The 24,254-nt window shown below is 71.7% G+C and carries 20 protein-coding genes; 9 read left to right on the top strand and 11 right to left on the bottom strand.

The genetic code is table 11. The annotated features are described in order from the left end of the window. Positions 1 to 26 precede the first annotated feature (26 nt). The 4 genes from GA0070612_RS05555 to GA0070612_RS05540 all read right to left on the bottom strand — a co-directional run bounded on the left by GA0070612_RS05555 (position 27) and on the right by GA0070612_RS05540 (position 5,219). Positions 27 to 1,514: a dihydrolipoamide acetyltransferase family protein gene (locus tag GA0070612_RS05555; protein ID WP_088991286.1), complete on the bottom strand. Its 1,488-nt coding sequence runs from the start codon at positions 1,512 to 1,514 to the stop codon at positions 27 to 29. A gap of 5 nt (positions 1,515 to 1,519) precedes the next feature. Next, positions 1,520 to 2,509: an alpha-ketoacid dehydrogenase subunit beta gene (locus tag GA0070612_RS05550; protein WP_088986948.1), complete on the bottom strand. Its 990-nt coding sequence runs from the start codon at positions 2,507 to 2,509 to the stop codon at positions 1,520 to 1,522. Further along, positions 2,509 to 3,684 (bottom strand): pyruvate dehydrogenase (acetyl-transferring) E1 component subunit alpha, encoded by a 1,176-nt coding sequence (pdhA, locus tag GA0070612_RS05545; RefSeq protein WP_088986947.1) that lies wholly within the window; start codon positions 3,682 to 3,684, stop codon positions 2,509 to 2,511. The genes GA0070612_RS05550 and pdhA overlap by 1 nt, the downstream gene beginning before the upstream one ends. 638 nt (positions 3,685 to 4,322) lie before the next feature. Further along, positions 4,323 to 5,219 (bottom strand): hypothetical protein, encoded by an 897-nt coding sequence (locus GA0070612_RS05540; RefSeq protein WP_157742428.1) that lies wholly within the window; start codon positions 5,217 to 5,219, stop codon positions 4,323 to 4,325. 126 nt (positions 5,220 to 5,345) lie between these two features. Here GA0070612_RS05540 and GA0070612_RS05535 point away from each other — a divergent pair, with 126 nt between their 5' ends. Continuing rightward, a complete protein-coding gene (locus tag GA0070612_RS05535; RefSeq protein ID WP_088986945.1) occupies positions 5,346 to 5,969 on the top strand; it encodes a phosphatase PAP2 family protein in 624 nt (207 codons plus the stop codon). A 147-nt stretch (positions 5,970 to 6,116) separates the two neighbouring features. On the opposite strand, the gene GA0070612_RS05530 is transcribed toward GA0070612_RS05535, so the two are convergent. From GA0070612_RS05530 to GA0070612_RS05520, 3 genes are read right to left on the bottom strand one after another with little or no spacing between them, the layout of a single operon-like run. Next, on the bottom strand, positions 6,117 to 7,340 hold the full coding sequence (locus GA0070612_RS05530; protein ID WP_088986944.1) for a hypothetical protein: 1,224 nt from the start codon (positions 7,338 to 7,340) through the stop codon (positions 6,117 to 6,119). A gap of 58 nt (positions 7,341 to 7,398) precedes the next feature. Then, a complete protein-coding gene (locus GA0070612_RS05525; protein WP_088986943.1) occupies positions 7,399 to 9,084 on the bottom strand; it encodes a GTPase in 1,686 nt (561 codons plus the stop codon). Further along, positions 9,081 to 10,922, bottom strand: coding sequence for a GTPase family protein (locus tag GA0070612_RS05520; RefSeq protein ID WP_088986942.1), 1,842 nt, complete (start codon positions 10,920 to 10,922; stop codon positions 9,081 to 9,083). Before GA0070612_RS05520 ends, GA0070612_RS05525 begins: the two co-directional genes overlap by 4 nt. A gap of 221 nt (positions 10,923 to 11,143) precedes the next feature. Between GA0070612_RS05520 and dnaK the strand changes: the two genes are divergently transcribed. From dnaK to GA0070612_RS05495, 5 genes are all read left to right on the top strand, one after another. After that, positions 11,144 to 13,012 carry a molecular chaperone DnaK gene (dnaK, locus tag GA0070612_RS05515; protein WP_088986941.1) on the top strand — a complete coding sequence of 623 codons (1,869 nt, stop codon included), beginning with the start codon at positions 11,144 to 11,146 and terminating at the stop codon, positions 13,010 to 13,012. Between the two features lie 42 nt (positions 13,013 to 13,054). After that, on the top strand, positions 13,055 to 13,813 hold the full coding sequence (gene grpE, locus GA0070612_RS05510; RefSeq protein ID WP_088986940.1) for a nucleotide exchange factor GrpE: 759 nt from the start codon (positions 13,055 to 13,057) through the stop codon (positions 13,811 to 13,813). 82 nt (positions 13,814 to 13,895) lie between these two features. After that, positions 13,896 to 15,077: a molecular chaperone DnaJ gene (gene dnaJ / locus GA0070612_RS05505; protein WP_088986939.1), complete on the top strand. Its 1,182-nt coding sequence runs from the start codon at positions 13,896 to 13,898 to the stop codon at positions 15,075 to 15,077. A 30-nt stretch (positions 15,078 to 15,107) separates the two neighbouring features. After that, positions 15,108 to 15,548, top strand: a complete 441-nt coding sequence (locus GA0070612_RS05500; RefSeq protein WP_088991285.1) for a heat shock protein transcriptional repressor HspR — start codon at positions 15,108 to 15,110, stop codon at positions 15,546 to 15,548. Positions 15,549 to 15,685: 137 nt separating this feature from the next. After that, the gene (locus tag GA0070612_RS05495; RefSeq protein WP_088986938.1) at positions 15,686 to 15,868 is read left to right on the top strand and encodes a hypothetical protein; all 183 of its coding nucleotides are present in this window, start codon (positions 15,686 to 15,688) and stop codon (positions 15,866 to 15,868) included. A gap of 608 nt (positions 15,869 to 16,476) precedes the next feature. On the opposite strand, the gene GA0070612_RS05490 is transcribed toward GA0070612_RS05495, so the two are convergent. The 4 genes from GA0070612_RS05490 to GA0070612_RS05475 all read right to left on the bottom strand — a co-directional run bounded on the left by GA0070612_RS05490 (position 16,477) and on the right by GA0070612_RS05475 (position 20,318). Beyond that, on the bottom strand, positions 16,477 to 16,908 hold the full coding sequence (locus GA0070612_RS05490) for a hypothetical protein (RefSeq protein ID WP_088986937.1): 432 nt from the start codon (positions 16,906 to 16,908) through the stop codon (positions 16,477 to 16,479). 371 nt (positions 16,909 to 17,279) lie between these two features. Next, a complete protein-coding gene (locus tag GA0070612_RS05485) occupies positions 17,280 to 18,485 on the bottom strand; it encodes a cation:proton antiporter (RefSeq protein WP_088986936.1) in 1,206 nt (401 codons plus the stop codon). Between the two features lie 5 nt (positions 18,486 to 18,490). Continuing rightward, complete coding sequence (locus GA0070612_RS05480; RefSeq protein WP_088986935.1) at positions 18,491 to 18,991, bottom strand: cation:proton antiporter regulatory subunit; 501 nt, start codon at positions 18,989 to 18,991, stop codon at positions 18,491 to 18,493. A 190-nt stretch (positions 18,992 to 19,181) separates the two neighbouring features. Continuing rightward, positions 19,182 to 20,318, bottom strand: coding sequence for an epoxide hydrolase family protein (locus GA0070612_RS05475; RefSeq protein ID WP_088986934.1), 1,137 nt, complete (start codon positions 20,316 to 20,318; stop codon positions 19,182 to 19,184). A gap of 85 nt (positions 20,319 to 20,403) precedes the next feature. Here GA0070612_RS05475 and GA0070612_RS05470 point away from each other — a divergent pair, with 85 nt between their 5' ends. The 3 genes from GA0070612_RS05470 to GA0070612_RS05460 all read left to right on the top strand — a co-directional run bounded on the left by GA0070612_RS05470 (position 20,404) and on the right by GA0070612_RS05460 (position 24,236). Continuing rightward, positions 20,404 to 21,048, top strand: a complete 645-nt coding sequence (locus GA0070612_RS05470; protein ID WP_088986933.1) for a TetR/AcrR family transcriptional regulator — start codon at positions 20,404 to 20,406, stop codon at positions 21,046 to 21,048. 86 nt (positions 21,049 to 21,134) lie between these two features. After that, on the top strand, positions 21,135 to 23,726 hold the full coding sequence (gene clpB, locus GA0070612_RS05465; RefSeq protein ID WP_088991284.1) for an ATP-dependent chaperone ClpB: 2,592 nt from the start codon (positions 21,135 to 21,137) through the stop codon (positions 23,724 to 23,726). 129 nt (positions 23,727 to 23,855) lie between these two features. Further along, a complete protein-coding gene (locus GA0070612_RS05460; protein WP_088986932.1) occupies positions 23,856 to 24,236 on the top strand; it encodes a hypothetical protein in 381 nt (126 codons plus the stop codon). The last annotated feature ends 18 nt before the right edge of the window (positions 24,237 to 24,254 follow it).

The following is a 24,254-nucleotide window of genomic DNA, read 5'->3' as shown; positions in this document are numbered from 1 at the left end:
CCGGCCGTGACTGGCCCTACGGACGATCAGGTCCAGGCGAGCAGCGCCGCCTCCGGATCGGCGAGGAAGTCGCCGATGTCGCGCAGGAACTTCGAGCCCAGCTCACCGTCGATGATCCGGTGGTCGAAGCTCAGCCCCAGCGTGGTCACCTGACGCACCTTGACCTTGCCCTTGTGCACCCAGGGCATCTCCCGCACCGCGCCGAAGGCCAGGATCGCGGACTCGCCCGGCGGCAGGATCGGCGTGCCGGTGTCCACCCCGAACACCCCGACGTTCGTGATGGTCAACGTGCCGCCGGACATGTCCGCCGGCGAGGTACGGCCGGACTTGGCCGTCTGCACCAGGTCATTCAGCGAGTCCGCCAACTCCCGCAGCGAGAGTCGGCCGGCGTCCTTGACGTTCGGCACGATCAGGCCACGCTCGGTGGCCGCCGCGATACCGAGGTTGACGTACTCCTTGACCACGATCTCGTCGCCGGCCCAGGTCGAGTTGACCATCGGGTGACGCTTCACGGCCAGCAGCACCGCCTTCGCCACCAGCAGCAACGGCGAGACCCGTACGTCACGCCACTCCCGTCGGTTGCGCAGCCGCTCCAGAGCCTTCATCGCCCGGGTCACGTCGACGGTCAGGAACTCCGTCACGTGCGGAGCGGTGAACGCCGAGCGCGACATGTTCTCGGCGGTGAGCTTGCGTACCCCCTTGACCGGGATGCGCTGCTCGCGGTCCGCGCCGAAGCTCGCGGCGCTCGTCGCCGTCGCCGTGATCGGCTCGGCCGCCACCGTGGCGCCGCTCGCCGCCTGCTGCACGTCCTCCCGGGTGATCGAGCCCAGCGGACCCGAACCGGCGAGCATCCTCAGGTCAACCCCGAGATCCTTGGCGAGCTTGCGCACCGGCGGCTTGGCAAGCACCAGCCCGGCGCCCTCCGCCGCCTTGGGTCGATCATGGACTTGTGGTGCCGGAGTTGTGGTGGTTGGAGTGGTTTTGTTGCCCACCACAACACCATGATCGACCAGCGCGGGAGCCGGTGCGGCGGTGGCCTGTGCCGGGACGCCGCCCTTGCGGGGGCGGCGCTTCGCGGTCGTGGTGCGGGGGCCGTAGCCGACCAGCACCGCCGTGCGGCCGCCCGGGGCGGGACCGCCGATCAGGCCCGGCTCCACCATGCCCTCGGCCGGTGCCACCTCCACCGCCGCGAGCGAAGCCGCCGACGGGGTGGGCAGGTCACCGCTGGGGGCGGCCGTGGTCGACGTGGCGTCCAACGGCCCCGCGCCGGGGTCGGTGTCGATCGCGATGATCGGCGCACCCACCTCCACGGTGGTGCCCTCCGGGTGGTGGATCGCCTGCACCTGCCCGGCCCACTTCGCCGGGATCTCCACGGCCGCCTTCGCCGTCTCCACCTCGACGATCGGCTGGTTCAGCTCGATGGTGTCGCCGACCTTGACCAGCCAGGTCAGGATCTCGCCCTCGGTCAGCCCTTCGCCCAGGTCGGGCAGGTTGAACGTCTTGATCCGGGACATGTCGCTCACCAGCCGAAGGTGCGGTCGACGGCGTCGAGCACCCGGTCGAGGTCGGGCAGGTACTCCTCCTCCACCCGGGCGGCCGGGTAGGGGGTGTCGAAGCCGGTCACCCGCAGCACCGGCGACTCCAGGGAGTAGAAGCACTCCTCGGTGATCCGGGCGGCCAACTCGGCGCCGAGACCGATGTTCGACGGCGCCTCGTGCACCACGACCGCGCGGCCGGTGCGCTTCACCGACTCGTAGGCGGCGCTCAGGTCCAGCGGCGACAGCGAGCGCAGGTCGATGACCTCCAGCTCCCGGCCGTCCTCGGCGGCGGCGGTCGCCGCCTCCAGGCAGGTCCGCACCATCGGCCCGTAGGCCAGCAGCGTGACGTCGGTGCCGGGCCGCACGACCCGGGCCGAGTGCAGGGGGTACGCCTCGGACAGCGGCGCGTCCAGGTCGACCTGGCCCTTCTCCCAGTAGCGCCGCTTGGGCTCCAGGAAGACGATCGGGTCGTCCGAGGCGATGGCCTGCTGGATCATCACGTACGCGTCCTGCGGGTTGGAGCAGGACACCACCTTCAGGCCGGCGGTGTGCGCGAAGTACGCCTCCGGCGACTCGGAGTGGTGCTCGACCGCGCCGATGCCGCCGCCGAACGGGATCCGGATCACCATCGGGATGCTGAGCTTGCCGCGCGAGCGGTAGTGCATCTTCGCCACCTGCGACACGATCTGGTCGTACGCGGGGTAGACGAAACCGTCGAACTGGATCTCGCAGACCGGCCGGTAGCCACGGATGGCCAGGCCGACAGCGGTGCCGATGATGCCGGACTCGGCCAACGGGGTGTCGATCACCCGCTGGTCGCCGAAGTCCTTCTGCAGCCCGTCGGTGATCCGGAAGACGCCGCCGAGCTTGCCGACGTCCTCGCCCATGACGACGACCTTGGGGTCGGCCTCCAGGGCGCGGCGAAGACCGTTGTTGAGGGCCTTACCGAGGGTGAGCGTCTCCGTGGCCATCAGTGTGCGCTCCCCTCGAACGACTCCATGTAGCGGCTGAACTGCGCGCGCTGCTCGTCGAGCAGCGGAGACCCGTTCGGGTAGACGTGGTCGAACATCGTCACCGGCTCCGGGTTGGGCATGGCGAGCACCCGCTCACGCAGGTCCACCGACTCGCGCCGGGCCTGCTCGTCGACCTCGGCGAAGAAGTCCGCGTCGGCGATCTGCTGCTTCTCCAGGAAGGCCTTCACCCGGCTGATCGGGTCCTTGGCCTGCCACGCCTCGACCTCGCTGGCGATGCGGTAGCGGGTCGGGTCGTCGGAGGTGGTGTGCGCGCCCATCCGGTAGGTGTACGCCTCGATCAGGCTCGGGCCCTGCCCGTGCCGGGCGTTGTCCAGCGCGGTGCGGGTGACCGCGTACGTGGCCAGCACGTCGTTGCCGTCCACCCGCACGCCGGGGAAGCCGAAGCCGGCGGCCCGCTGGTAGAGCGGGATGCGGGTCTGCCGCTCCAGCGGCTCGGAGATGGCGTACTGGTTGTTCTGGCAGAAGAAGACCATCGGCGCGTTGAAGACGCCCGCCCAGACGAACGCCTCGTTGACGTCGCCCTGGCTGGTGGCCCCGTCACCGAAGTACGCGATCACGGCCTCGCCGTCGTCGGTGCCGGTCTTGCCGTCCATGGTGATCCCCATGGCGTAACCGGTGGCGTGCAGGGTCTGCGCCCCGATCACGATCGTGTACATGTTGAACTTGAACTCGTTCGGGTCCCAGCCGCCCTGGTCGACACCGCGGAACAGGCCGAGCGGCATGATCGGGTCGATGCCCCGGCAGTAGAGGACGCCGTGCTCCCGGTAGGTCGGGAAGGCCATGTCCTGGGTACGCAGCGCCCGCCCGGAGCCGACCTGGGCGGCCTCCTGGCCGAGCAGGCTGGCCCAGATGCCGAGCTCGCCCTGACGCTGGAGAGCGGTCGCCTCGGCGTCCAGCTTCCGGACCAGCACCAGATCGCGGTAGAGCCCGCGGTATTCCTCGTCGGTGAAGTCGACGCGGTACTCGGTGCCGTCCGGCCCGGTGACGCTGTCGATCCGTTCGCCTTCGGGGGTGAGCAGCTGCACCAGCTCGGGGTCGCCGGCCGCGCCCTTCTTGGAGCGGGGTGCAGCCCGCCTGCTGCGGGTGGTGCCCCCGGGGTCGCCCTTTGCCATCGGTCTCTCCCTGTCGTGTCTGCGTCGGCACCGGGGGGTCACCCGGCCACGCAACTCGTGCGCCTGTCCGGCTGCTGCCGGACCGGTTCCTGGCGGCCGCGCCTAGCCCCGGTGGGGGTTGCCGCACGGCGTGAGCCGGGTTCTGGCCGAACCCGGATCGGGGAGCGCCGGCGCTCAACCGCGCCTGCCGCGAGGGTGCGCGGAGGTCACGGCTGCGTTGCCGTCGTGCTCCATATTCTCAGAGCAGGTGAGCGCGCCCACAGTACGCCTGCCCCGCATCCCGACCGGCCATGCTTTGCCATTGTTTGTCGCCATCATGCCGGCCTGGGCTTCCAGGGGGATCCGGTGATGATTCGTCACCGTTCGGTCAGCGCCGCGTGTCGACACGCGGTGGAGGTTGGTCTACGTAGGGTGACTGCGTAAGGCTGATTCCCGCAGGATCGCGCCTATCGGGTTATTTGCCAGCTTTGGCGGGGGCGTCTCTCCATCTCGGCCGACGGCTACGACAAGGGGTTTGCGGTGCACGAGCCAGGTGACGGTCCCGGCACACCGGCGCTCGGCCGGCACCGGTCCGCAGGCGGTTACCGCCGGGTGGTCGGCGCGCACCGTGCCCCCGGCAGCGGCGGCCCCACCCGGGGTTACCTGCTCACCGTCGCCCTGCTGGCCGGGACCGCGTCGATGCCGATCCTCGCCGCGATCAGCGCCGGCTCGGCCACCCCGGGCAGCACCGCGCTGCCGGACAGCAGCACCCCCTTCATCCCGACCCCGTCGGTCGGGCCGGTGCTGATCCCGCTGCCGACGACCAGCCAGCCAGGGCTGCCACCGCCCGGCACACCCAGCATCGTTCCGCCCAGCGGCTGGCTGCCCGCCGCTCCCCGCCGTTCCCCGGAGGAGCCGGCCACTGCCGACCGGGGCCCCGCCCTGCGGGGGACGACCCGGCCGCCGGCACCGAAACCCACCCGGGGCACCTCGCCGGCCGTACCGCCGCCCGTCGTCCCGCCGCCACCGACCGCTTCGCCGACGGACCCGGGCCCGACCGGTTCACCAGATCCGGACCCGACCGACCCGGATCCCTCCGGTTCGTCGGACCCGGACCCGACGGATTCGCCGGACCCGGACCCGACCGGTTCCACCGGGCCCGATCCGACGCCGACCCTGACGGCGGACCCGACGCCCACGTTCGAGCCGACGCCCACGTTCGAGCCGACACCGACGTTCGAGCCGACACCAACGCTCGACCCGAACCCCACGGCGGGCCCGACCTCCACGCCGAGCGACCCCTCGACCGCCACCGCGGCGCCGACCAGCACCCACTCCGTGCCACCCACGACGCCCGCGCCGCCGTCCACCACGCCCGCGCCGCCGTCCACCACGCCCGCGCCGCCGTCCACCACGCCCGCGCCGCCGGCGACGGTGCTCCCGTCCGCGCCGACCGCGACCGCGCGGCCGTCCACCACACCCGCGGCCGCCGCCGCACCGGCCAGCCGGCCCGGTTCGGCAGTTCGGTCGTAGCCGACCGCTTCCGCTGCCCCCACGATCTGCCCGGTGCCGCTGGCCCGACCGGCGCACTGCGCGGTGCCCCCGGCGGTACGGTGACGAACAGCCGCGGCCCATTCGGTGTCGGGGGCGTACGACGGTGGGCGCGTACCGGAGGGGGCGGCGTGGGCGGCGGTCCGGAACTCCGCCCGGTCACCACCCGACCCGGCCCGGGGCAACGACTCGCCCGGCTGGTCACCGAGGTGACCGCACCGGCAGTGCTCGTGTCGTTGCTCATCCTCACGGTGAGCTGGCGCAGCGCGAGCCGCCCCGGTCAGGGTCTCGTCTGGGGGCTGCTCGCCACGTTCTTCGTCACCGGCATCCCGTTCGCCTACATCGTCGGCGGGGTACGCCGCGGTCGGCTCACGGACCATCACATCGGTCGGCGGGAGCAGCGCCGGGCACCGTTGCTGGTGGGCCTCGGCTCGGTCGCGGGAGGGCTCGCCCTGCTCGCCGTGCTCGACGCACCCCGCCCGGTGCTGGCGCTGGCCCTGGCCGGGCTGGTCGGCCTGGTCGTCGCCGTGTCGGTCAGCCACTGGTGGAAGATGTCGATCCACTCTGCGGTGGCCGCCGGCGCCCTGGTCATCCTGACGCTGACCTTCGGGACGCGCGTGGTCGTCGCCGCCCCGCTGCTGGCGTTGGTCGGCTGGTCCCGGGTGCGGTTGGGCGACCACACGGTGCCGCAGGTGCTCGCCGGCGGCGTACTCGGCGCACTGATCGCCGCGGCGGTCTTCGGCCCGCTGCGCTGAACGGACCCGCGCGGACCGCCCGCGTGGACCGGCCGCGTGGACCGGCTCAGGCCGAATGCGGGCGGGTCCGGCCGGAACGCCAGGCCGGGCACGGAACGTCGAGCCTGGTCGAGGCGGGCGGCGTCGCACCGCCCGCCTCGGATGTCGTCAGGCGCCGTCGTCGGCGAGGCGGTGTCGGTTCGCCTCGATCCACGCGTCCAGCGCGGCCGGGTCGTCCGGGTCCACCCCGTCGGCCATCAGTTGGGCGACGGCGGCGGTGGCGGCGCTGCGCCGCTCACCCGTCGAGTAGAGGCGCGCGAACTCCGGCACCATCTCCTCGATCGCCTCGTCGGTGCGGGTCGTCGCCGCCTCGGGCAGGCCGCGCTGGCGGGACGCGTACCGCGTCCACGCCCGTAGCACCCGGGGCAGCATCGCCGCGTCGTCCATGTCGAGCACGGCCCGACGGTGCACCCAGTCCAGCAGGAAGAGCCCGGACACCGCCGGGCTCCAGCGCATCGGGTCGGCGTCCGGGAAGGTGGCCGAGTGGTCCAGCAGCAGGCTCAGGCAGAAGTGCAGCGAGGCCAACTCCGGACCGTCGACCGAGTCCAGGCCGAAACGGGTGGCCTCCGGCGCGGCGAGGAACCGCCGGACCAGGTCGGTGCGTTCGGCGGCGGAGAGCGGCTCGACCTCCGCCGGACCGGTCGGCTCGATCGCGGTGGGCAGTATCGCCAGTCGGGCGCCGACGAGCGCCCGGTCGGTGGCGAGCGAACCCTCGCCGGGCAACTCGCTCAGCTCGTCGGTCACCGCGAGGTGGCGGGCCACCTCGCCCCGGAGCCGGCCCGGGTTCTCGGTACGGAACCAGGTCAGCTCGTCGTCCGCGCACATCTGCCGGACCTGGTCCAGGATCTGCTCGGCCGGCCCGCCGACGAAGATGTCCTTGGTGATCCCGATGTTGTGGTCCACGAGGGCCACCAGCGCGTGCTCCGAGCCGCCGGCCGCGTCGTCGTAGGCGAAGGTGGCGAGGTAGGAGGTCTGGTCGCCGTAGACGTCGCCGTACGCCCAGGAGCCGGTGAGGTGCACCCGGCCGACCTGACCGGCCCAGCTGGGCGCCTGGCTGCCCGGGCGTACCCGCTCGGTGCCCTCGGCCTCCGGAACGAGCCGGGCGAAGATCTGCCGGATGGTGGTCGCCGACGCGATCCGGCGGCGGGCGGTGGCCGCGAGAAATCCGGTGACGAACTCCCGTACGGCGGTGTCGCGGTCGGTCTCCGCGATGGCGTAGACACTGCCCAGCAGCGCGCTGCCGAGCATCTCGGCGTCGAGGGCGGACTCCAGCTTGGTCACGTCGCGTGCGGCGTGCAGCACCGCGTCGTAGGGGGTCTGAGGCGTGGCCATGCTTCGACCCTACGCCGCCCGGGGCGTACGCAGAGCGGGTAGCGAGTCGCGTCGGACGTCAGCGGCGCGCGGCGTCCCGCAGCGCGTCGCGTGCCTGCGCGTAGGAGGCGAGCACGATTCGCACCGGCGCGAGCACGTACTCCTCGCCCACCTCGGCGACCCGGACCGTCAGCCGTTGCCGGGCACGGGCCCGCGCGCGCCGGGCGGCCCAGCGGACCACCGGTCGGGTCAGCGTGGCCACCAGCAGCCCGGCCAGCAGCCCGCCGAGCAGCAGCAGCGTCGGCAGTGGCACCTGCCCGACCATCGGGTTGTCCAACGCGGGCAGACCGAGTATCCGTAGCGCGTAGCCGAGCACCAGCCACCCCAGACCGACCGCGGCGGCCAGGGTGACCAACCACTGCACGGCGCCCACGACCCGCCACCACACCGGCTGACGGTCCAGGCCGAGGTCGGTGCCGGCGATCGCCCGGTCCAACGCGTCCGGCATGTCGTCGAGGCGGGACCGGGCCGCGGAGGTCACGGCCGTCGGCCAGGCGGCGGGCAGGTCGCCGGCGGCCCGGTCGGCCACCGCGCGGATCGCGAGGCCCAGGGCAGAGCGCTGCGCGACCGTCGGATCGGGCACCGAGGTCGCCGCCACCAGGCTCTCCGCCGGGTCGGCGTCCGCGCCGGCCGGGCCGGGTAGGTGCAGCCGACGCAGCGGGTCGGGCCGCAGCCGCCGCCAACCCCGGACCACCGGCCAGCCGGTGGTCGCGCCGGCCCGATGCCGGTACGCCCGTTCCACCGCCTCACTCACCGCCGGCACGCCGGCAGCGTCGGCCAACGCCCGGTTCAACCCGGCGACAGCCCCGTCGTCCGGACCGCCGGCGGGCCGGGCCGAGCCGACCAGTGCGTCCAGACCGACGACGACGGTGTCGACGTCACCGGCGAGCCGCCGTAGCGAGGCCTGCCGCTCGGCGACGGTCCGCTCCAACGCGTCGCGCAGCCCGACCATCCCGGCCGGGTCGATGGCGGTGGTGGCCAGCAGGGGCACCCCGGTCAGCCCGTCCGTGTCGAGCAGCCGGCGCAGGTCGTCCATGACCCGGGGCAGCTCGGCCGGGGGCAGCCGATCGGCCTGGTTGAGCACGACCAGCGTGACGTCGCGGTGCCGGTGGAACTCGCGCAGGTAGTTGTCGTGGACGACCCGGTCGGCGTACTTCTGCGGGTCGACCACCCAGACCACCTGGTCGACCAGCCCGAGCAGCCGGTCCACCTCCAGCCGGTGGGACCGCTGCACCGAGTCGAAGTCGGGCAGGTCGAGCAGGATCAGCCCGTGCAGGGCCGACTCGTCGTCCGCGTCCAGGGCGCTCTCCCGGACGAAGCGGTGTCGGGGCAGCACGCCGGTCCAGTCGAGCAGCCGGTTGGCGCCCTCCAACGGCCCCCACACGCAGGCGTGGGTGACACCGGTGGTCGGCCGGCGGACCCCGACCGGCGACAGTTCCAACCGGGCCAACGCGTTGAACAGGCTGGACTTGCCGCTGCCGGTCGCGCCGGCCAGAGCGACCACCGTGTGGTCCCGGGACAGCGCGAGCCGGGTTCCGGCCCGTTCGACCAGCGTGTGCGCGGGAACCAGTTCGGCGTCCGGCAACAGGCCGTCCACCGCGGCCAGGAACCGGCGTACCGCGTCCAGCCGGGCGATCAGCTCGTCGGCGTCGACCCGGTGGTCTCCACGGAAGGCCTCGCGGAGCCGGCCGGCGATGTTCGTCACCGGGAACCCTCCTCGTCGACGGCCGGCCGGCTGTCACCAGCGGCGGACAGGCCGCTGCGGTGTCGGGCCAGTTCGACCCGCCCGGCGGCCCGGCGTAGGCCGTCGCCGACGTCCGCGGCGGGGCGGGCGTCCGCGGTGCGGCTCAGGAAACGGTCGGCCTCCGCGTCGAGCAGCGTCCGTACCCGGCTCAGCAGGTCGGTGCGGGCCTTGGCGGCGAGGGTACGCACGGCCTGGTCGCCGAAGATCGCCTGGAGTACGGCCTGCGCGGCGACGGTGGTGCCGGCCCCGGTGGCCACCTCCAACCCGGTGGGGATGAAAGCGGTGGAGGCGAAGACGGCGATCATCACGGCCAGCCCGGTGGCGTTGACCGCGTACGCGGCGGTGCGGGCCACGAACCGCTTGTCGCCGCCCTCGACCCGGACCAGCTCCAACACCCCGCGCTGCCAGTCCCGGACCATCCGTTCGGCGCGTTGCGGAAGGTCGTCGCTCGGGTGGGCCAGCGCGGGATCGAGCAGCCCGACACCGGCCGGGTGCGCCTTCCACCCGGTGTACGCGGACTCGGCTGCCTCCGAGGCCACCCCGCGCAGCAGTGTCACCAGCTGCGACTCGATGGCGTTGCGAAGTTCGGTGGCGGGTGCCGGCCGCCCGGTGACAGCGGCGACGACCCGGTCCCGTAGGCGGCCGATCCGTGCTTCGAGGGTGCGGAACAGCTCGCCGGTGCCGACGAACTCCTGCCAGCGGGCGAGCACCTCCCCCCGGAGCAGCCGACCGTCCTGGAGCCCCTGCTCGGCGGTGCGCTCGGCGCCCCGGTACGCGGCCCGGACCCGTTCGTCCAGCGCGTCGGCGGCGGCGATCTGCTCGTCGGCGGCGTCGGCCAACTCCGCGACGGCGGGGTGCAGCGCGGCCAGCGCCCCGTCGAGCGTCTGACGGACCACCGCCGCCCGCGCGTCGGCGTCGGCGGCCAACCGGGCGAACCAGTCGACCAGGGACGCGGTCACCGCCTCGGGCAGCAGCCCCTGCCCGTCGACCCAGGTCTCCGGCAGCACGAACAGCGGCGCCTGGCCGAGGTCCTGTTCGGCGAGCATCTCGGCCAGGTGCGCGGCGATCTCGTCGGTGGCCTCCGCGGGCACCCGGTCCAGCACCATGGCGATCACCGCGCCTCGCGCCCGGGCGCTGCGCAGCAGCTCCCAGGGCACCGCGTCGGCGTACCGGGCGGCGGTGGTGACGAAGAGCCAGAGATCGGCGGCGGCCAGCAGTTGAGTGGCGAGGGCCCGGTTGGCGTCGACCACCGAGTCGATGTCGGGCGCGTCGAGGAAGGCCAGCCCGGCGGGCAGGGCCGGCGCGGTGACCAGGTGCAGGGCGCGCGGGTCCTCGCTCGGTTCGGTGGTGCGGGTCAGCCCGGGCAGCAGGTCACCCTGCCGGAACCAGGCCGCGTCGGACGGATTGCAGACCAGCACCGGGGACCGGGTGGTCGGCCGGAGTACGCCGGCGGCGCTGACCCGGGCCTTGACCAGGCTGTTGACCAGTGTCGACTTGCCCGCTCCGGTGGAGCCGCCGACCACCACGAGCAGGGGGGCGTCCAGTCGGGCGAGCCGGGGTAGCAGGTAGTCGTCGAGTTGGTCGGTCAGGGCCGTGGCGGTGTGCCGGGAGGCGCTGGCGGAGGGCAGCGCGAAAGGGTACCGGGTAGCACCGATCGCCTCCCGGAGGCCCGACAGCGCGCTGGGGAGGCTGTCGTCCCCGGTGGTGGCGGACGGCTCCTCCGTGGCGTCCGGCGGGCCGGTGCGGGTGGCGACGGCAGGCGCGCCGGAACGGGTGGCGGGATCGCCGTGCGTCGTCACCGCTAAAGCGTGCCCGACCGATGCAAGGGAAGACAACCGGACGGAAATTGCGAGTGAGGTTGCGTCGGGTTGACTCAACCCGACTTGACGATTGGCCAACGCGTGGCAGTATTGAGCCAGGTTCACTCAACTTGTGGTGGGGCCCGCTGCGGGCGGTGCTCGCCAGGCAGCCGCGGGCAGCGCCCGTCACCTGCACAACCTTACGAAGCGAGGAAGCGAAGATGGCACGTGCGGTCGGTATCGACCTCGGCACGACGAACTCCTGCGTCAGCGTTCTCGAGGGCGGTGAGCCCACCGTCATCGCCAACGCTGAGGGCTCGCGGACGACCCCGTCGATCGTCGCGTTCGCCCGCAACGGCGAGGTGCTCGTCGGTGAGGTCGCCAAGCGTCAGGCAGTGACCAACCCGGATCGGACGATCCGGTCGGTCAAGCGCGAGGTCGGCACGAACTGGTCCGTCGACATCGACGGCAAGAAGTACACCCCGCAGGAGATCTCGGCCCGGACCCTGATGAAGCTCAAGCGGGACGCCGAGGCGTACCTGGGTGAGCAGATCACCGACGCGGTGATCACCGTCCCGGCCTACTTCAACGACAGCCAGCGGCAGGCCACCAAGGAGGCCGGTGAGATCGCCGGCTTCAACGTGCTGCGGATCGTCAACGAGCCGACCGCGGCCGCCCTGGCGTACGGGCTGGACAAGGGCTCCAAGGAGCAGACCGTCCTGGTCTTCGACCTCGGTGGCGGCACCTTCGACGTGTCGCTGCTGGAGCTGGCCGAGGGCGTCGTCGAGGTCAAGTCGACCAGCGGTGACAACCAGCTCGGTGGCGACGACTGGGACCAGCGGATCATCGACCACCTGGTCAAGACGTTCCGTGGTGAGCACGGCATCGACCTGTCCCAGGACAAGATGGCCCTCCAGCGGCTCCGCGAGGCGGCCGAGAAGGCCAAGATCGAGCTGTCCGCCGCCACCACCACCAACATCAACCTGCCGTACATCACCGCCGGCGCGGCCGGGCCGCTGCACCTCGACGTGACCCTGAGCCGCGCCGAGTTCCAGCGGATGACGCAGGACCTGCTGGACCGTTGCAAGGGCCCGTTCGAGCAGGCCGTGAAGGACGCCGGGATCAAGATCTCCGACGTCGAGCACGTCATCCTGGTCGGCGGTTCGACCCGGATGCCCGCCGTGACCGACCTGGTCAAGCAGCTCACCGGCCGCGACCCCAACAAGGGCGTCAACCCGGACGAGGTCGTCGCCGTCGGCGCGGCCCTCCAGGCCGGTGTGCTCAAGGGGGAGGTCAAGGACGTCCTGCTGCTCGACGTGACCCCGCTGAGCCTGGGCATCGAAACCAAGGGCGGCATCTTCACCAAGCTGATCGAGCGCAACACCACCATCCCGACCAAGCGTTCCGAGGTCTTCACCACGGCCGACGACAACCAGCCGTCGGTGCTGATCCAGGTCTTCCAGGGTGAGCGGGAGATCGCTGCGTACAACAAGAAGCTCGGCACCTTCGAGCTGACCGGCCTCCCGCCGGCGCCGCGCGGCGTGCCGCAGATCGAGGTCGCCTTCGACATCGACGCCAACGGCATCGTCAACGTGCACGCCAAGGACCTGGGCACCGGCAAGGAACAGAAGATGACGATCACCGGCGGCTCCTCGCTGCCGAAGGACGACATCGAGCGGATGCGCCGGGACGCCGAGGAGCACGCGGAGGAGGACAAGCGCCGCCGCGACGACGCCGAGACCCGCAACGTGGCCGAGGCACTCCAGTGGCAGACCGAGAAGTTCCTCGCGGAGAGCGGCGACAAGCTGCCCACCGAGAACCGGGAGCAGCTCAACGAGGCGCTCGGCGAGCTTCGGGGCGCCCTCGGCGGTCAGGACATCGAGAAGATCAAGTCCGCGCACGAGAAGCTGGCGCAGGTCTCCCAGCAGGCCGGCTCGCTGCTCTACTCGCAGCAGGCCGAGCAGGGTCAGCAGCCGGGCGGCGAGCCCGGCCCGGGTGCCACCGGTGCGGCCGGCGCGACCGGCGCGCAGGCCGGCGGTGCCGATGACGTGGTCGACGCGGAGATCGTGGACGAGGACGGCAAGAAGTGACCGTCGGCCTCCGACACGTTTCGAAGGGGATGAGGTAGCCGCATGACGCAGAAGCCACGAGCCGTCGACCCGGACGACACCGGGTCGACGCCGGGTGGCTCCGCGACCACGGAGCCGACCACCGGCGACGGGGAGGGGGTCGTCATCCGCAACAACCGCAAGCTCATCGACACGTCGGAGCCCGAGGGCACCGCGGCCGACGCGGAGACCGGCGTGCCGGCCGAGGGCCTCGTCGAGGACGCCGAGGTCGTGGTCGACGAGATCGAGGTCGAGGTCAACGCCACCGACGGGCCGGAGCCGTCCGGTCCGGCGGTGGTGGACGCCCCGGCGCAGCCGGTGGACGGTGGCGGCCCGGGCACCTCGCTCGGTGCCGAACTGGAGGCGCTCCGGGCCGACCTGGACGAGCGCACCAGGGACCTCCAGCGGGTGTCGGCGGAGTACGCCAACTACCGCAAGCGGGTCGACCGGGACCGCAGCCTGGTGCAGGAGCAGGCGACGGGTTCGGTGTTGGCCGCGCTGCTGCCGATCCTCGACGACCTGGACCGCGCTCGGGAACACGGCGACCTGGTCGGGCCGTTCGGCACGGTGGCGGAGCAACTCACCACCGCGCTGGGCAAGTTCGGCCTGAACGCCTTCGGCGAGCAGGGTGACCCGTTCGATCCGACCCGGCACGAGGCGGTCGCGCACCAGACCTCGGCCGACGTCAGCGAGCCGACCTGCGTGCAGGTCATGCGGCGCGGCTACCAGCTCGGTGAGCGGCTGCTGCGCCCCGCGCTGGTCGCGGTCGCGGATCCGGAATAGTGCGAGACAGTGACCGGGCCGTCCCGCCCACCCTCGGGTGGGCGGGACGGCCGGGCCATGAAGGTCGAGAGGAGGCGGACCGGTGAGTTCCAAGGACTGGATCGAGAAGGACTTCTACGCCGTGCTCGGCGTGGACAAGGCCGCCTCCGCCGATGACATCAAGAAGGCGTACCGCAAGATCGCCCGGGAGTCGCATCCGGACCACAACCCGGGCGACCCGAAGGCCGAGGAGCGGTTCAAGGCTGCCTCCGAGGCACACCACGTGCTGTCGGACACGGGTCGCCGACGTGAGTACGACGAGATGCGCTCGCTGTTCGGCTCGGGAGCCTTCCGCCGCAACGCACGGGGCGGGGGCCAGCCGGGCGGCATGCCGTTCGACGTCTCCGACATGTTCGGCGGTGCCGGCGGCGGCGACCGTCGGTTCGGCGGCGCCGGCTTCCAGGACCTGTTCAGCTCGATCTTCAGCGGTGGTCAGGCCGGTGGTCAGGCCGCGCCGCGCGGTCCGGCCCGTGGCCGGGACGTGGAGACCGAGGTGGCGCTCGACTTCGGTGACGCGGTGCGCGGGGTGACGCTGCCCCTGACACTGCGCGCGCCGGGAGTCTGCGACACCTGCCACGGCAACGGGGCGAAGCCGGGCACCCAGCCGCGTACCTGCCCGGTCTGCCACGGTGCCGGGGTCACCACCCGGGACCAGGGGGCGTTCAGCTTCTCCGAGCCGTGCCGCAACTGTCAGGGCGTCGGCACTGTCGTCGAGGAGAAGTGCCCGGAGTGCCACGGCACCGGGGGCGTCACCAAGACCCGCACCATGAACGTGCGGTTCCCGGCCGGGGTGGCCGACGGTCAGCGCATCCGGTTGGCCGGGCGCGGTGAGCCGGGCGAGCGCGGCGGCCCGGCCGGCGACCTCTTCGTGCACGTCAAGGTTCGACCGGACGAGCTGTTCGGGCGTACCGGCGACGACCTGACGTTGTCCGTGCCGGTCACCTTCGCGGAGGCCGTGCTGGGCACGGACCTGCGGGTGCCGACGCTCGACGGCGCGGTGACCCTGCGGGTGCCACCGGGTACGCCGAGCGGGCGCGTGTTGCGCGCCCGCGGCAAGGGTGTGGTTCGTCGTGACGGCCAGGCCGGTGACCTGCTGGTCACGTTGGACGTGGTCGTTCCGGCCCGGTTGTCGGACGAGGCGCGCGCCGCTCTGGAGGCGTTCGCCGAGCAGAGCCCGCCGGCGGCCCGGGAACATCTCGACGCTCGGGTGCGTCGGGTCAGTTAGTGCGTGGGGATGGACGCGGAGGTGAGCGGGATGTCGGGCGAGTTCCTCGGTTCGGGTGACCCTGCCTACGAGGCCAAGGTGTTGATGATCTCTGTTGCGGCTCGCATGGCGGGGATGCATCCGCAGACCCTGCGCCAGTACGACCGACTCGGGCTGGTGCAGCCGGGCCGGGCCGCCGGCGGGGGCCGCCGGTACAGCGTCCGTGACGTGGTGCTGCTGCGCGAGGTGCAGCGACTCAGCCAGGATGACGGGATCAACCTGGCCGGCGTGAAGCGCATCATCGGGCTGGAGCGACTGCTGGAGCAGGCTCAGCAGCGGGTGGCTCGGCTGGAGGCGGAGCTCGACGCCGCGTACCGCCGGATTGCCGAACTGGAGTCCCTGGCCCGCTTCCCCGGCAGTGACCTCGTGCCGACCAACCGCACGTCCACCGCGCTGGTGGTGTGGCGGCCCCGCCGCACGCCCGGTCGCTGACCCGCCGCTCACCCGGATCTGCCTCCTCGGCCCGGGCCGTACCGGATTTCCCGGCGCGGCCCGGGTCGCTTCGGTTAACCTGTCAATGCGGGTCCAATCGGATTAATCCGGACCTACCGGCATGGCGAGGGGGAGCGATGGCGGAGCCGGCGAAGAACGTGGCCCAGCAGACGGAAGACCGGTTGGAGGAGCTGGCCGAGACCGTCCGCGAGAAGTTCGACAGGGTGACCAAGGGGACCTACCGGGACCGGGTCGTCGGCGGCAGGTTCGCCGAACCGGGCGACCGGAGTCGACCTGAGAAGGAACAGAAGCAGGACTGATCGGCAACCAACGTACGGGCCGGGACCCACGGGGGGTCCCGGCCCGTTCACGTTCACGTGCGGGCCGGGACGCCGGTGGTCTCGGCGGGGGGTCCCGGCCCGTTCACGTTCACGTGCGGGCCGGGACGCCGGTGGTCTCGGCGGGGGGTCCCGGCCCGTTCACGTGCGGGCCGGGACGCCGGTGGTCTCGGCGGGGGGTCCCGGCCCGTTCACGTGCGGGCCGGGACGCCGGTGGTCTCGGCGGGGGGTCCCGGCCCGTTCACGTGCGGGCCGGGACGCCGGTGGTCTCGGCGGGGGGTCCCGGCCCGTTCACGTGCGGGCCGGGACGCCGGTGGTCTCGGCGGGGGGTCCCGGCCCGTTCACGTGCGGGCCGGGACGCCGGTGGTCTCGGCGCGGGGTCCCGGCCCGTTCCCGTGCGGGGCGCGGGCCGGGACGCTCGCGATGGCAGGCGGAGATCCCGCAGCGAGCCTTTCGAGCTGAATCGTTTACGGCATCACCACGGTGTTGCGAAGCCCGGTTGCTCAGGGCCCCGCAGCCCGTGAATCGTTTGCGACATCAGCTCGACAGTGGCGCAGACAGCACCATCGCCGCTGACGAGCAGCCGAGCCTCAGCCGAGGCGGCGGTTCTCGCGGACCAGGCCGCCTTCGCACCAGTCGCGATAGACGAAGAGGTCCGGCCGGGCCAACAGCACGCGGCCGTTGTGCGCCCAGACCCTCATCAGTTCGTCGCCGTCCCGCTCGGCCTGTTCCACGAGTTTGCGGAAGCGGCGCTTGGGGTGGGCGCGGAAGTTCGTCCGGATGCCGTCGGCCGCGTAGATGTAGAGACAGTGCAACGCGAAACGACGCGCCGGGCAGGTCGGATCCATGGCTAACTCGAAGAGCGTCAGGACCAGTCGGTCACCGGATACCAGTAGGTCCCAGTCGGGTGGCATCGAGGCCAACGGCACCGAATCGGGCTTGTACGCCCAAGCTCGCAACTCCGCCGGGCTCGGATCGACGGGGTTCGCGAAGCCGTGGAACGTCGACTCCTGCACGCTCACCGGCCAACCTTCCGCTCTGGCCCGCGGGTGGCAACGCTGCCTGCGGAACCTGGCTGCTGGGGCGAAACGGTAACCCGCCGCCGGGTGCTGCGGTAGTCCCCGTGGGGAGCAATTCCGCAACCGTTGGCATGGGCGGGTCCCCCGCATCGACAGAGCGATCGATGATGCTCCTATGGCAATCCACGTTCGACAGTTCCAGTGAGGTGCCGAGGCTCAGTTCGTCACGGGGCTGGAATGGCTTTTCGCCCCTCCCGGTGGCCGTCCCGTGGATTGGGACAACGACCGCGCCGTCGAGCGGACCGCGCAATTGCTCGACCACGAAGGCGTCGCTCTCTTCGGGCGCGATCGTACGAGGACCAGGTGGTTCGCGGTCAGTCGTGGATCGGCATCGGCACCTGTCGCTGGGCAGCCGCGCGGTTGCGCAGCCACCGCTTGAACCACGGGAAGTCCGGCAGCCGGGCCAGGATCGGTCCGGTCACCACCGTGATCAGGACGTACGTCGCGGCCAACGCCGCCAACCGCGGCTCGACGCTCCCGGCGGCCACCGCGAGACCGGCGATGACGATCGAGAACTCACCTCGGGGTACGAGCGCCAGGCCGGTCCGCCATCGACCGGGTTCGGCGATGCCGACCCGGCGAGCCGCGAGGTAGCCGGTGAGCGTCTTCGTTCCCATGGTGACGATGGCCAGCGCGAGCGCCGGCAGCAGCACCGGCGGGATGTCCTGCGGGTCGGTGGTCAGGCCGAAGAAGACGAAGAACACGGCGGCGAACAGGTCCCGCAGTGGGGAGAGCAGTTCGGTGGCGTGGTGCGCCACCGGGCCGGAGAGCGCGATGCCGACGAGGAACGCGCCGACCGCCGCCGACACCTGGAGCGACGCGGCGATGCCCGCGATCAGCAACGTCAGGCCGAGTACGCCGAGCAGCAGCGCCTCCGGGTCCTTGGCCGACAGGGCGGACGAGATCAGGTGGCCGTACCGGATGGCGACCACCAGCACGATCAGCACCGTGCCCACCGCGACGGTGAGCGCGATCCCGCCGCCGAGCAGACCCGTGCCGGCCAGCACAGCGGTGACGAGCGGCAGGTACAGGGCCATCGCCAGGTCCTCGATGACCAGCACCGAGAGGATCACCGGGGTCTCGCGGTTACCGAGTCGTCCCAGGTCGGCGAGGACCTTGGCGATCACTCCCGACGAGGAGACCCAGGTGATGCCGCCGAGCACCAGGGCGGCGACCCAGTCCCAGCCGAGCAGTAGGGCGAATCCCGCTCCGGGCAGCGCGTTGAGGACACCGTCGATCAGCCCTGCGGGTGCCGCCGAGCGGAGGTTGCCGACCAACTCATTGGCCGAATACTCCAGGCCCAGCATCACCAGCAGCAGGATGACGCCGATTTCGGCGCCTACCGCGAAGAACTCCTCGCTGGCGGCGAGTGGCAGCAGCCCGCCGTGCCCGAACGCCAGCCCGGCGAGCAGGTAGAGGGGAATGGGCGAGAGGCCGAAGCGCCGGCTGACCCGGCCGAGGAGGCCAAGCAGCAACAGCAGCGCACCGACTTCGATGAGCAGCGTGGTGAAATCGTGCATCCGCCTCAGCCGTCCGGGTCACTGTCGGCGAGGATGGCGGACACGCCGTCGAGACCCCGTCGGGTCCCGACGACGACCACCACGTCGCCGGCTGCGAAGCGGAAGGTGGGGAGTGGCGAGACGATCACTTCGCCTTCGCGCAGCACCGCCACGATGGAGGCGCTGGTGCGGGTACGCGCCTTGGTGTCCGCCAACTGGCGGTTGACGTACCGCGAACCGGCCGGGATGGCGATCTGCTCGGTGAGCAGCCCGGCCGCCTGCTCGCGGAGGCCGGAGAGCTGGCCGAGCATCAGCGACGCGCCGAGGATGTCGGCCAGAGCCTCGGCCTCGTCGTCGGTCAGCGGAATGTCCGCCTGGCAGGAGTCAGGATCGTCGGGATCGTAGAGAACCAGATCACGGCGGCCGTTGCGGTGGGAGACGACGCCCAGGCGGCGTCCGGACTCCGTCACCAGATCGTGGCGTACCCCGATCCCGGGTAAGGCGGTCTGCTCGACACGTACTCGCACCCGCCAAGGCTACCGCTTGGTGAACAAAGCGCAGATCTTGGAGTGACAGCGCTCAACCTGACCCGGTCCCGCGTTGATCGACTCGACTTCGCCGGAGTCGGGGTGTCCCAGCGCCGGGATACCGCAACTTTCAGGAAGTCGAGTCGATCAAGTGCAGTTGGTGGTCTCGTCGAGCGAGCGCTCGCGTCGGTCAGGTGAGGCTGGCGAAGAACTCGCGGATGTCGGCGACCAGGACATCGGGGGCCTGGTGGGCGGCGTAGTGGCCACCGACGTCGCCGCGGCCGTCGACGTCGCTCTCGTACGCCGTCCACCGGACGATGTTCGCGTGGTCCCGGTCGGCGAAGCGACGGATGGACTGGAAGTCGCCGGGGAACATGGCCACCGCGGTCGGCGCGGTGGTCGGCTCGGTCGGCTTCTGGTCGGCGTGGGCGTCCTCCCAGTAGAACCGGATCGACGACGCGGCCGTGCCGGTGAACCAGTAGACGGCCACGTTGGCCAGGACAAAGTCGGCGTCCAGGCTCTCGTCGAAGAGTTGGGCGTTCCAGGCGAGCAGGCCGACCGGCGAGTCCGCGAGGCCGAACGCCAGGGTCTGCGGCTGCTGGCTGTGCACCTGGTTGAAGGAGAACTTGTTCTCGTAGAACCACTGGAGGTGCGCGAGCGCCGCCTGGTCCGCCTCGGACAGCCCGGCGAACTCGGCCGGGTCGCCGGAGGGGAACGCGAACAGCTGGGTGACGTGGACGCCGAGCACGTGCTCCCGGTCGATCCGGCCCAGCTTCGGCGCGATCATCGAACCGGCGTCGTTGCCGACCGCGCCGTAGCTGTCGTACCCCAGTCGGTTCATCAGCTCGGCCCAGGCGCGGGCGGTGCGTTCCTGGTTCCACCCGGCGCTGCGGGTCGGGCCGGAGAAGCCGAAGCCGGGCAGCGACGGGATGACCAGGTGGAAGGCCGGTGAGCTGGGATCGGTGGGCTCGGTGAGCGGCGTGATCACGTCGAGGTACTCCAGCACCGAGCCGGGCCAGCCGTGGGTGAGCACCAGCGCGGTGGCGTCCGGGCGGGACGACCGGACGTGCAGGAAGTGGATCTGCTCGCCGTCGATCTCGGTGACGAACTGCGGGTGGGCGTTCAGGCGGGCCTCGACGGCACGCCAGTCGAAGCCGTCGCGCCACCGCTCGGCGAGGGTGCGGACGCGGTCGGTGCTCATTCCGTAGGTGTCGCCGGCTCCGGGCAGGTCGGCGGGCCAGATCGTGCGGTCCAGGCGGGCGGCCAGGTCGTCGAGTGCGGTCTGCGGGATCTCGACGCGGAACGGGCGGATCGCGGTGCCGGTCATCTCGGAACTCCTTCGGAACGGAATGTTTCGTTCTGCAATGACAGTAGCAGACCGGAACGATCCGTTCCACTGATAGTCTGAGGTCATGCCGACATCACCCGAGAAGACGCTGGGCGGCCGCCGCGCCCAGGCCGCCCGCAACGACGAGGTCATCCTCGAAGCCGCCCGCGCGGTCTTCCTGGACGACCCGAAGGCGCCGATCGCCGCCGTCGCCGAACGCGCGGGGGTCGGCATCAGTGCCCTCTACCGGCGGTACGCGAGCAAGGAGGACCTGTTGCGGCGGCTCTGCCATGACGGGTTGCGCCGGTACATCGCCGAGGCCGACGCGGCCCTCGCCGAGCCGGACGACTGGACGGCGTTCCGCACCTTCCTGGCCGGCGTGGTCGATGCCGACGTGCACTCGCTCACCGTCCACCTGGCCGGCACCTTCACTCCCACCGAGGAGATGGGGCGGGACGCGATGCGCGCCGGCGAGTTGGCCGCCGCCCTGTTCGAGCGGGCCCGCGCCAGTGGTCGGCTGCGCCCGGACGTGGTCGTACAGGATCTGGGGTTGCTGCTGGAGGCGTGCGCCGCGGTGCGCGTACCCGATTCGAAGCGGACCGCTGAGCTGCGCCGCCGGCAGCTCGCGGTGCTGGTGGGGGGCCTGTCGGCAGTGCCGACCGCGGACCCGTTGCCTGGTCCCGCGCCCGCCGCGGGCGAGTTCGACTGGCGGTGGCGTCGCCTGGAGTGACAGCCGTCACAGCGCTAAGGTTGAGCGGAATACGCTCAACTCTGGTTGTGTCCAACCCAATGGACATCGCCGATCCGGGGGAGCCCATGAACACCGAAAAACTCACCACCAAGAGCCGCGAGACCATCACGGGCGCCGTCGCGCTGGCCAATCAGCGTGGTCACGCCACCGTGGAGCCGTGGCACCTGCTGCTGTCCCTGCTGGACACCGACGGCTCGACCGCCACCGGCCTGCTGCGCGCCGTCGGGGCCGACCCGACCGAGCTGCGCCGGGCCGCCCAGCGCGCTGTCGACGCCCTCCCGGCCGCCCGGGGCTCCAGCATCGCCGAGCCGACACTGGCCCGGGAGTTCGTCAACGCCATCGGCGCCGCCGAGCAGATCGCCCGCCCGTTGGGCGACGAGTACACGTCCACCGAGCACCTGCTCGCCGGTCTGTCCCGGGTGGGCGGCGCGGTGTCCGGCGCGCTGAAGGCGGCCGGTGCCACCGAGGAGGCGCTGGTCGCGGCCTTCCCGACCGTCCGGGGTGGGGACCGCCGGGTCACCACCGCCGACCCGGAGCAGACCTATCAGGCCCTGACCAAGTACGGCGTCGACCTCACCGCCAGCGCCCGGGACGGCAAGATCGACCCGGTCATCGGCCGGGACTCCGAGATCCGCCGTGTCATCCAGGTGCTCTCCCGACGTACCAAGAACAACCCGGTGCTCATCGGCGAGCCCGGCGTGGGCAAGACCGCGATCGTCGAGGGCCTGGCCCAGCGGATCGTCACCGGTGACGTGCCCGAGTCCCTGCGCGACAAGAAGCTGATCTCGCTGGACCTCGGCGCGATGGTCGCCGGAGCGCAGTACCGGGGCCAGTTCGAGGAGCGGTTGAAGTCCGTCCTGGAGGAGATCAAGAACTCCAACGGGCAGGTCATCACCTTCCTCGACGAGCTGCACACAGTCGTCGGCGCCGGCAAGGGCGAGGGCTCGATGGACGCCGGCAACATGCTCAAGCCGATGCTGGCCCGTGGTGAGCTGCGGATGGTCGGCGCCACCACGCTGGACGAGTACCGCGAGCACATCGAGAAGGACCCGGCTCTGGAGCGCCGATTCCAGCCGGTGCTGGTCGGCGAGCCGACGATCGAGGACACCATCGGCATCCTGCGCGGGCTCAAGGAGCGCTACGAGGTGCACCACGGCGTACGGATCACCGACGCCGCGCTGGTCGCCGCCGCCGCGCTCTCCGACCGCTACATCACCGACCGGTTCCTGCCGGACAAGGCGATCGACCTGGTCGACGAGTCCGCGTCCCGGCTGCGAATGGAGATCGACTCCCGGCCGGTCGAGGTGGACGAGATCGAGCGCGCGGTCCGCCGGCTGGAGATCGAGGAGATGGCACTGGCCAAGGAGCCGGACGCCGCGTCGGCCGAGCGGCTGGAACGGCTGCGCAAGGAGCTGGCTGACAAGAGGGAGCAGCTCACCGTGCTCTCCGAGCGGTGGCAGACCGAGAAGAGCCACATCACCAAGCTCTCCACCGCCAAGGAGGAGTTGGAGCGCCTCGGCGGCGAGGCCGAGCGGGCCGAGCGCGACGGCGAGCTGGAACGTGCCGCCGAGCTGCGCTACGGCCGGATCCCCGCCCTGAAGGTCGAGCTGACGCAGGCCGAGGAGGAGCTGGCCCAGCTCCAGGCCGACGGCGCGATGCTCAAGGAGGAGGTCGGCGCGGACGACATCGCCGCCGTCGTCGCCTCCTGGACCGGCATCCCCGCCGGCCGTCTGCTCGAAGGCGAGACGGCCAAGCTGCTCCGGATGGAGGAGTCGCTGGGAGGCCGGGTGGTCGGCCAGGCCGAGGCGGTGGGCGCGGTCTCCGACGCGGTACGCCGTGCCCGTGCCGGCATCGCCGACCCGGATCGCCCGACCGGCAGCTTCCTCTTCCTCGGCCCCACCGGCGTCGGCAAGACGGAGCTGGCCAAGGCCCTGGCCGAGTTCCTCTTCGACGACGAGCGGGCGATGGTCCGCATCGACATGAGCGAGTACGGCGAGAAGCACTCCGTCGCCCGCCTGGTGGGTGCCCCGCCCGGTTACGTCGGCTACGACGAGGGCGGCCAGCTCACCGAGGCGGTGCGCCGTCGGCCGTACTCGGTGGTGCTGCTGGACGAGGTGGAGAAGGCCCACCCGGACGTCTTCGACGTGCTGCTCCAGGTGCTCGACGACGGTCGGCTCACCGACGGCCAGGGCCGCACTGTGGACTTCCGCAACGCGATCCTGATCCTCACGTCCAACCTCGGGTCGTCGGTGATCAGTGACCTGACGCTTGCCGAGGAGCAGCGCCGGGAGGGTGTCCTCGCCGTGGTCCGGTCGCACTTCAAGCCGGAGTTCCTCAACCGGCTGGACGACATCGTGGTCTTCGCCTCGCTGCGGGGTGACGACCTGCGCTCCATCGTCGATATCCAGCTGGATCGGATGCGAAACCGTCTTGCGGACCGCCGATTGGCACTGGACGTCACCGAGTCCGCCCGTCAGTGGCTCGCCGAGCACGGCTACGACCCGATCTACGGTGCCCGCCCGCTGCGTCGCCTGGTCCAGACCGCGATCGGCGACCAGTTGGCGAAGTCCCTCCTGGCCGGCCAGATCCGCGACGGCGACACGGTCAAGGTGGACCACACCCCCGAAACCAACACCCTGAACGTAACCACCCCCTAACCACCCCCCGGACCCCCTGACCCGCTGACCGCGGTGATCAAGAGGTTTGCGCCAGGAGAAGACAACTTCTTGACGCAAACCTCTTGATCAACAGGGTGGGGAGCGGGTGGGCGGGGAAAGGGTGGGGGCATGTTTGGTATCGGCAAGAAGTGGGAGCGCGAGCTGGAGTCGGCCGCCGACACGTTGGTCACGGCTGACATGCTCGCCTTCGGTGGGGTCGGTATCGCCGGCACGTTGTTGCCGGTGACCGAGGCGTACCACCGGGTTGCGGCCACCCTCGACGACCACCCCGAGGAGGTACGCCGACAGCTCGACCGGGTGCTCGCCGACGGCACACCCGCCGGTCGGGCGTACGCGGCGACGCTGCTGGAGCGGATCGACCCGGCGGCGGCCCGAGCGGCGTGGACCTCGCTGCGGGACGACCCGAGCGAGTTCACCACCTTCGTCGGCTGTGTGATGGACCGCGAGACCATCGGCAACTACGCCACCCAGCGGCTCGCCGCAGCATGATCCATTCGCCGATCGGTG

The organism is Micromonospora chokoriensis (genome assembly GCF_900091505.1).
Classification (GTDB): Bacteria; Actinomycetota; Actinomycetes; order Mycobacteriales; family Micromonosporaceae; genus Micromonospora; species Micromonospora chokoriensis.
Note: the sequence above shows the minus strand (reverse complement) of the source record. Positions and strands in the feature narration are given on the sequence as shown.

Excerpts from the sequence above, each read along its gene's own strand:
- GA0070612_RS05530 (WP_088986944.1), bottom strand. The coding sequence starts at position 7,340 with ATGGCCACGCCTCAGACCCCCTACGACGCGGTGCTGCACGCCGCACGC.
- GA0070612_RS05485 (WP_088986936.1), bottom strand. The coding sequence starts at position 18,485 with ATGCACGATTTCACCACGCTGCTCATCGAAGTCGGTGCGCTGCTGTTG.
- GA0070612_RS05475 (WP_088986934.1), bottom strand. The coding sequence starts at position 20,318 with ATGACCGGCACCGCGATCCGCCCGTTCCGCGTCGAGATCCCGCAGACC.
- clpB (WP_088991284.1), top strand. The coding sequence starts at position 21,135 with ATGAACACCGAAAAACTCACCACCAAGAGCCGCGAGACCATCACGGGC.
- GA0070612_RS05460 (WP_088986932.1), top strand. The coding sequence starts at position 23,856 with ATGTTTGGTATCGGCAAGAAGTGGGAGCGCGAGCTGGAGTCGGCCGCC.
- grpE (WP_088986940.1), top strand. The coding sequence starts at position 13,055 with ATGACGCAGAAGCCACGAGCCGTCGACCCGGACGACACCGGGTCGACG.
- GA0070612_RS05550 (WP_088986948.1), bottom strand. The coding sequence starts at position 2,509 with ATGGCCACGGAGACGCTCACCCTCGGTAAGGCCCTCAACAACGGTCTT.
- dnaK (WP_088986941.1), top strand. The coding sequence starts at position 11,144 with ATGGCACGTGCGGTCGGTATCGACCTCGGCACGACGAACTCCTGCGTC.
- GA0070612_RS05495 (WP_088986938.1), top strand. The coding sequence starts at position 15,686 with ATGGCGGAGCCGGCGAAGAACGTGGCCCAGCAGACGGAAGACCGGTTG.
- pdhA (WP_088986947.1), bottom strand. The coding sequence starts at position 3,684 with ATGGCAAAGGGCGACCCCGGGGGCACCACCCGCAGCAGGCGGGCTGCA.
- GA0070612_RS05555 (WP_088991286.1), bottom strand. The coding sequence starts at position 1,514 with ATGTCCCGGATCAAGACGTTCAACCTGCCCGACCTGGGCGAAGGGCTG.
- GA0070612_RS05470 (WP_088986933.1), top strand. The coding sequence starts at position 20,404 with ATGCCGACATCACCCGAGAAGACGCTGGGCGGCCGCCGCGCCCAGGCC.
- GA0070612_RS05500 (WP_088991285.1), top strand. The coding sequence starts at position 15,108 with ATGTCGGGCGAGTTCCTCGGTTCGGGTGACCCTGCCTACGAGGCCAAG.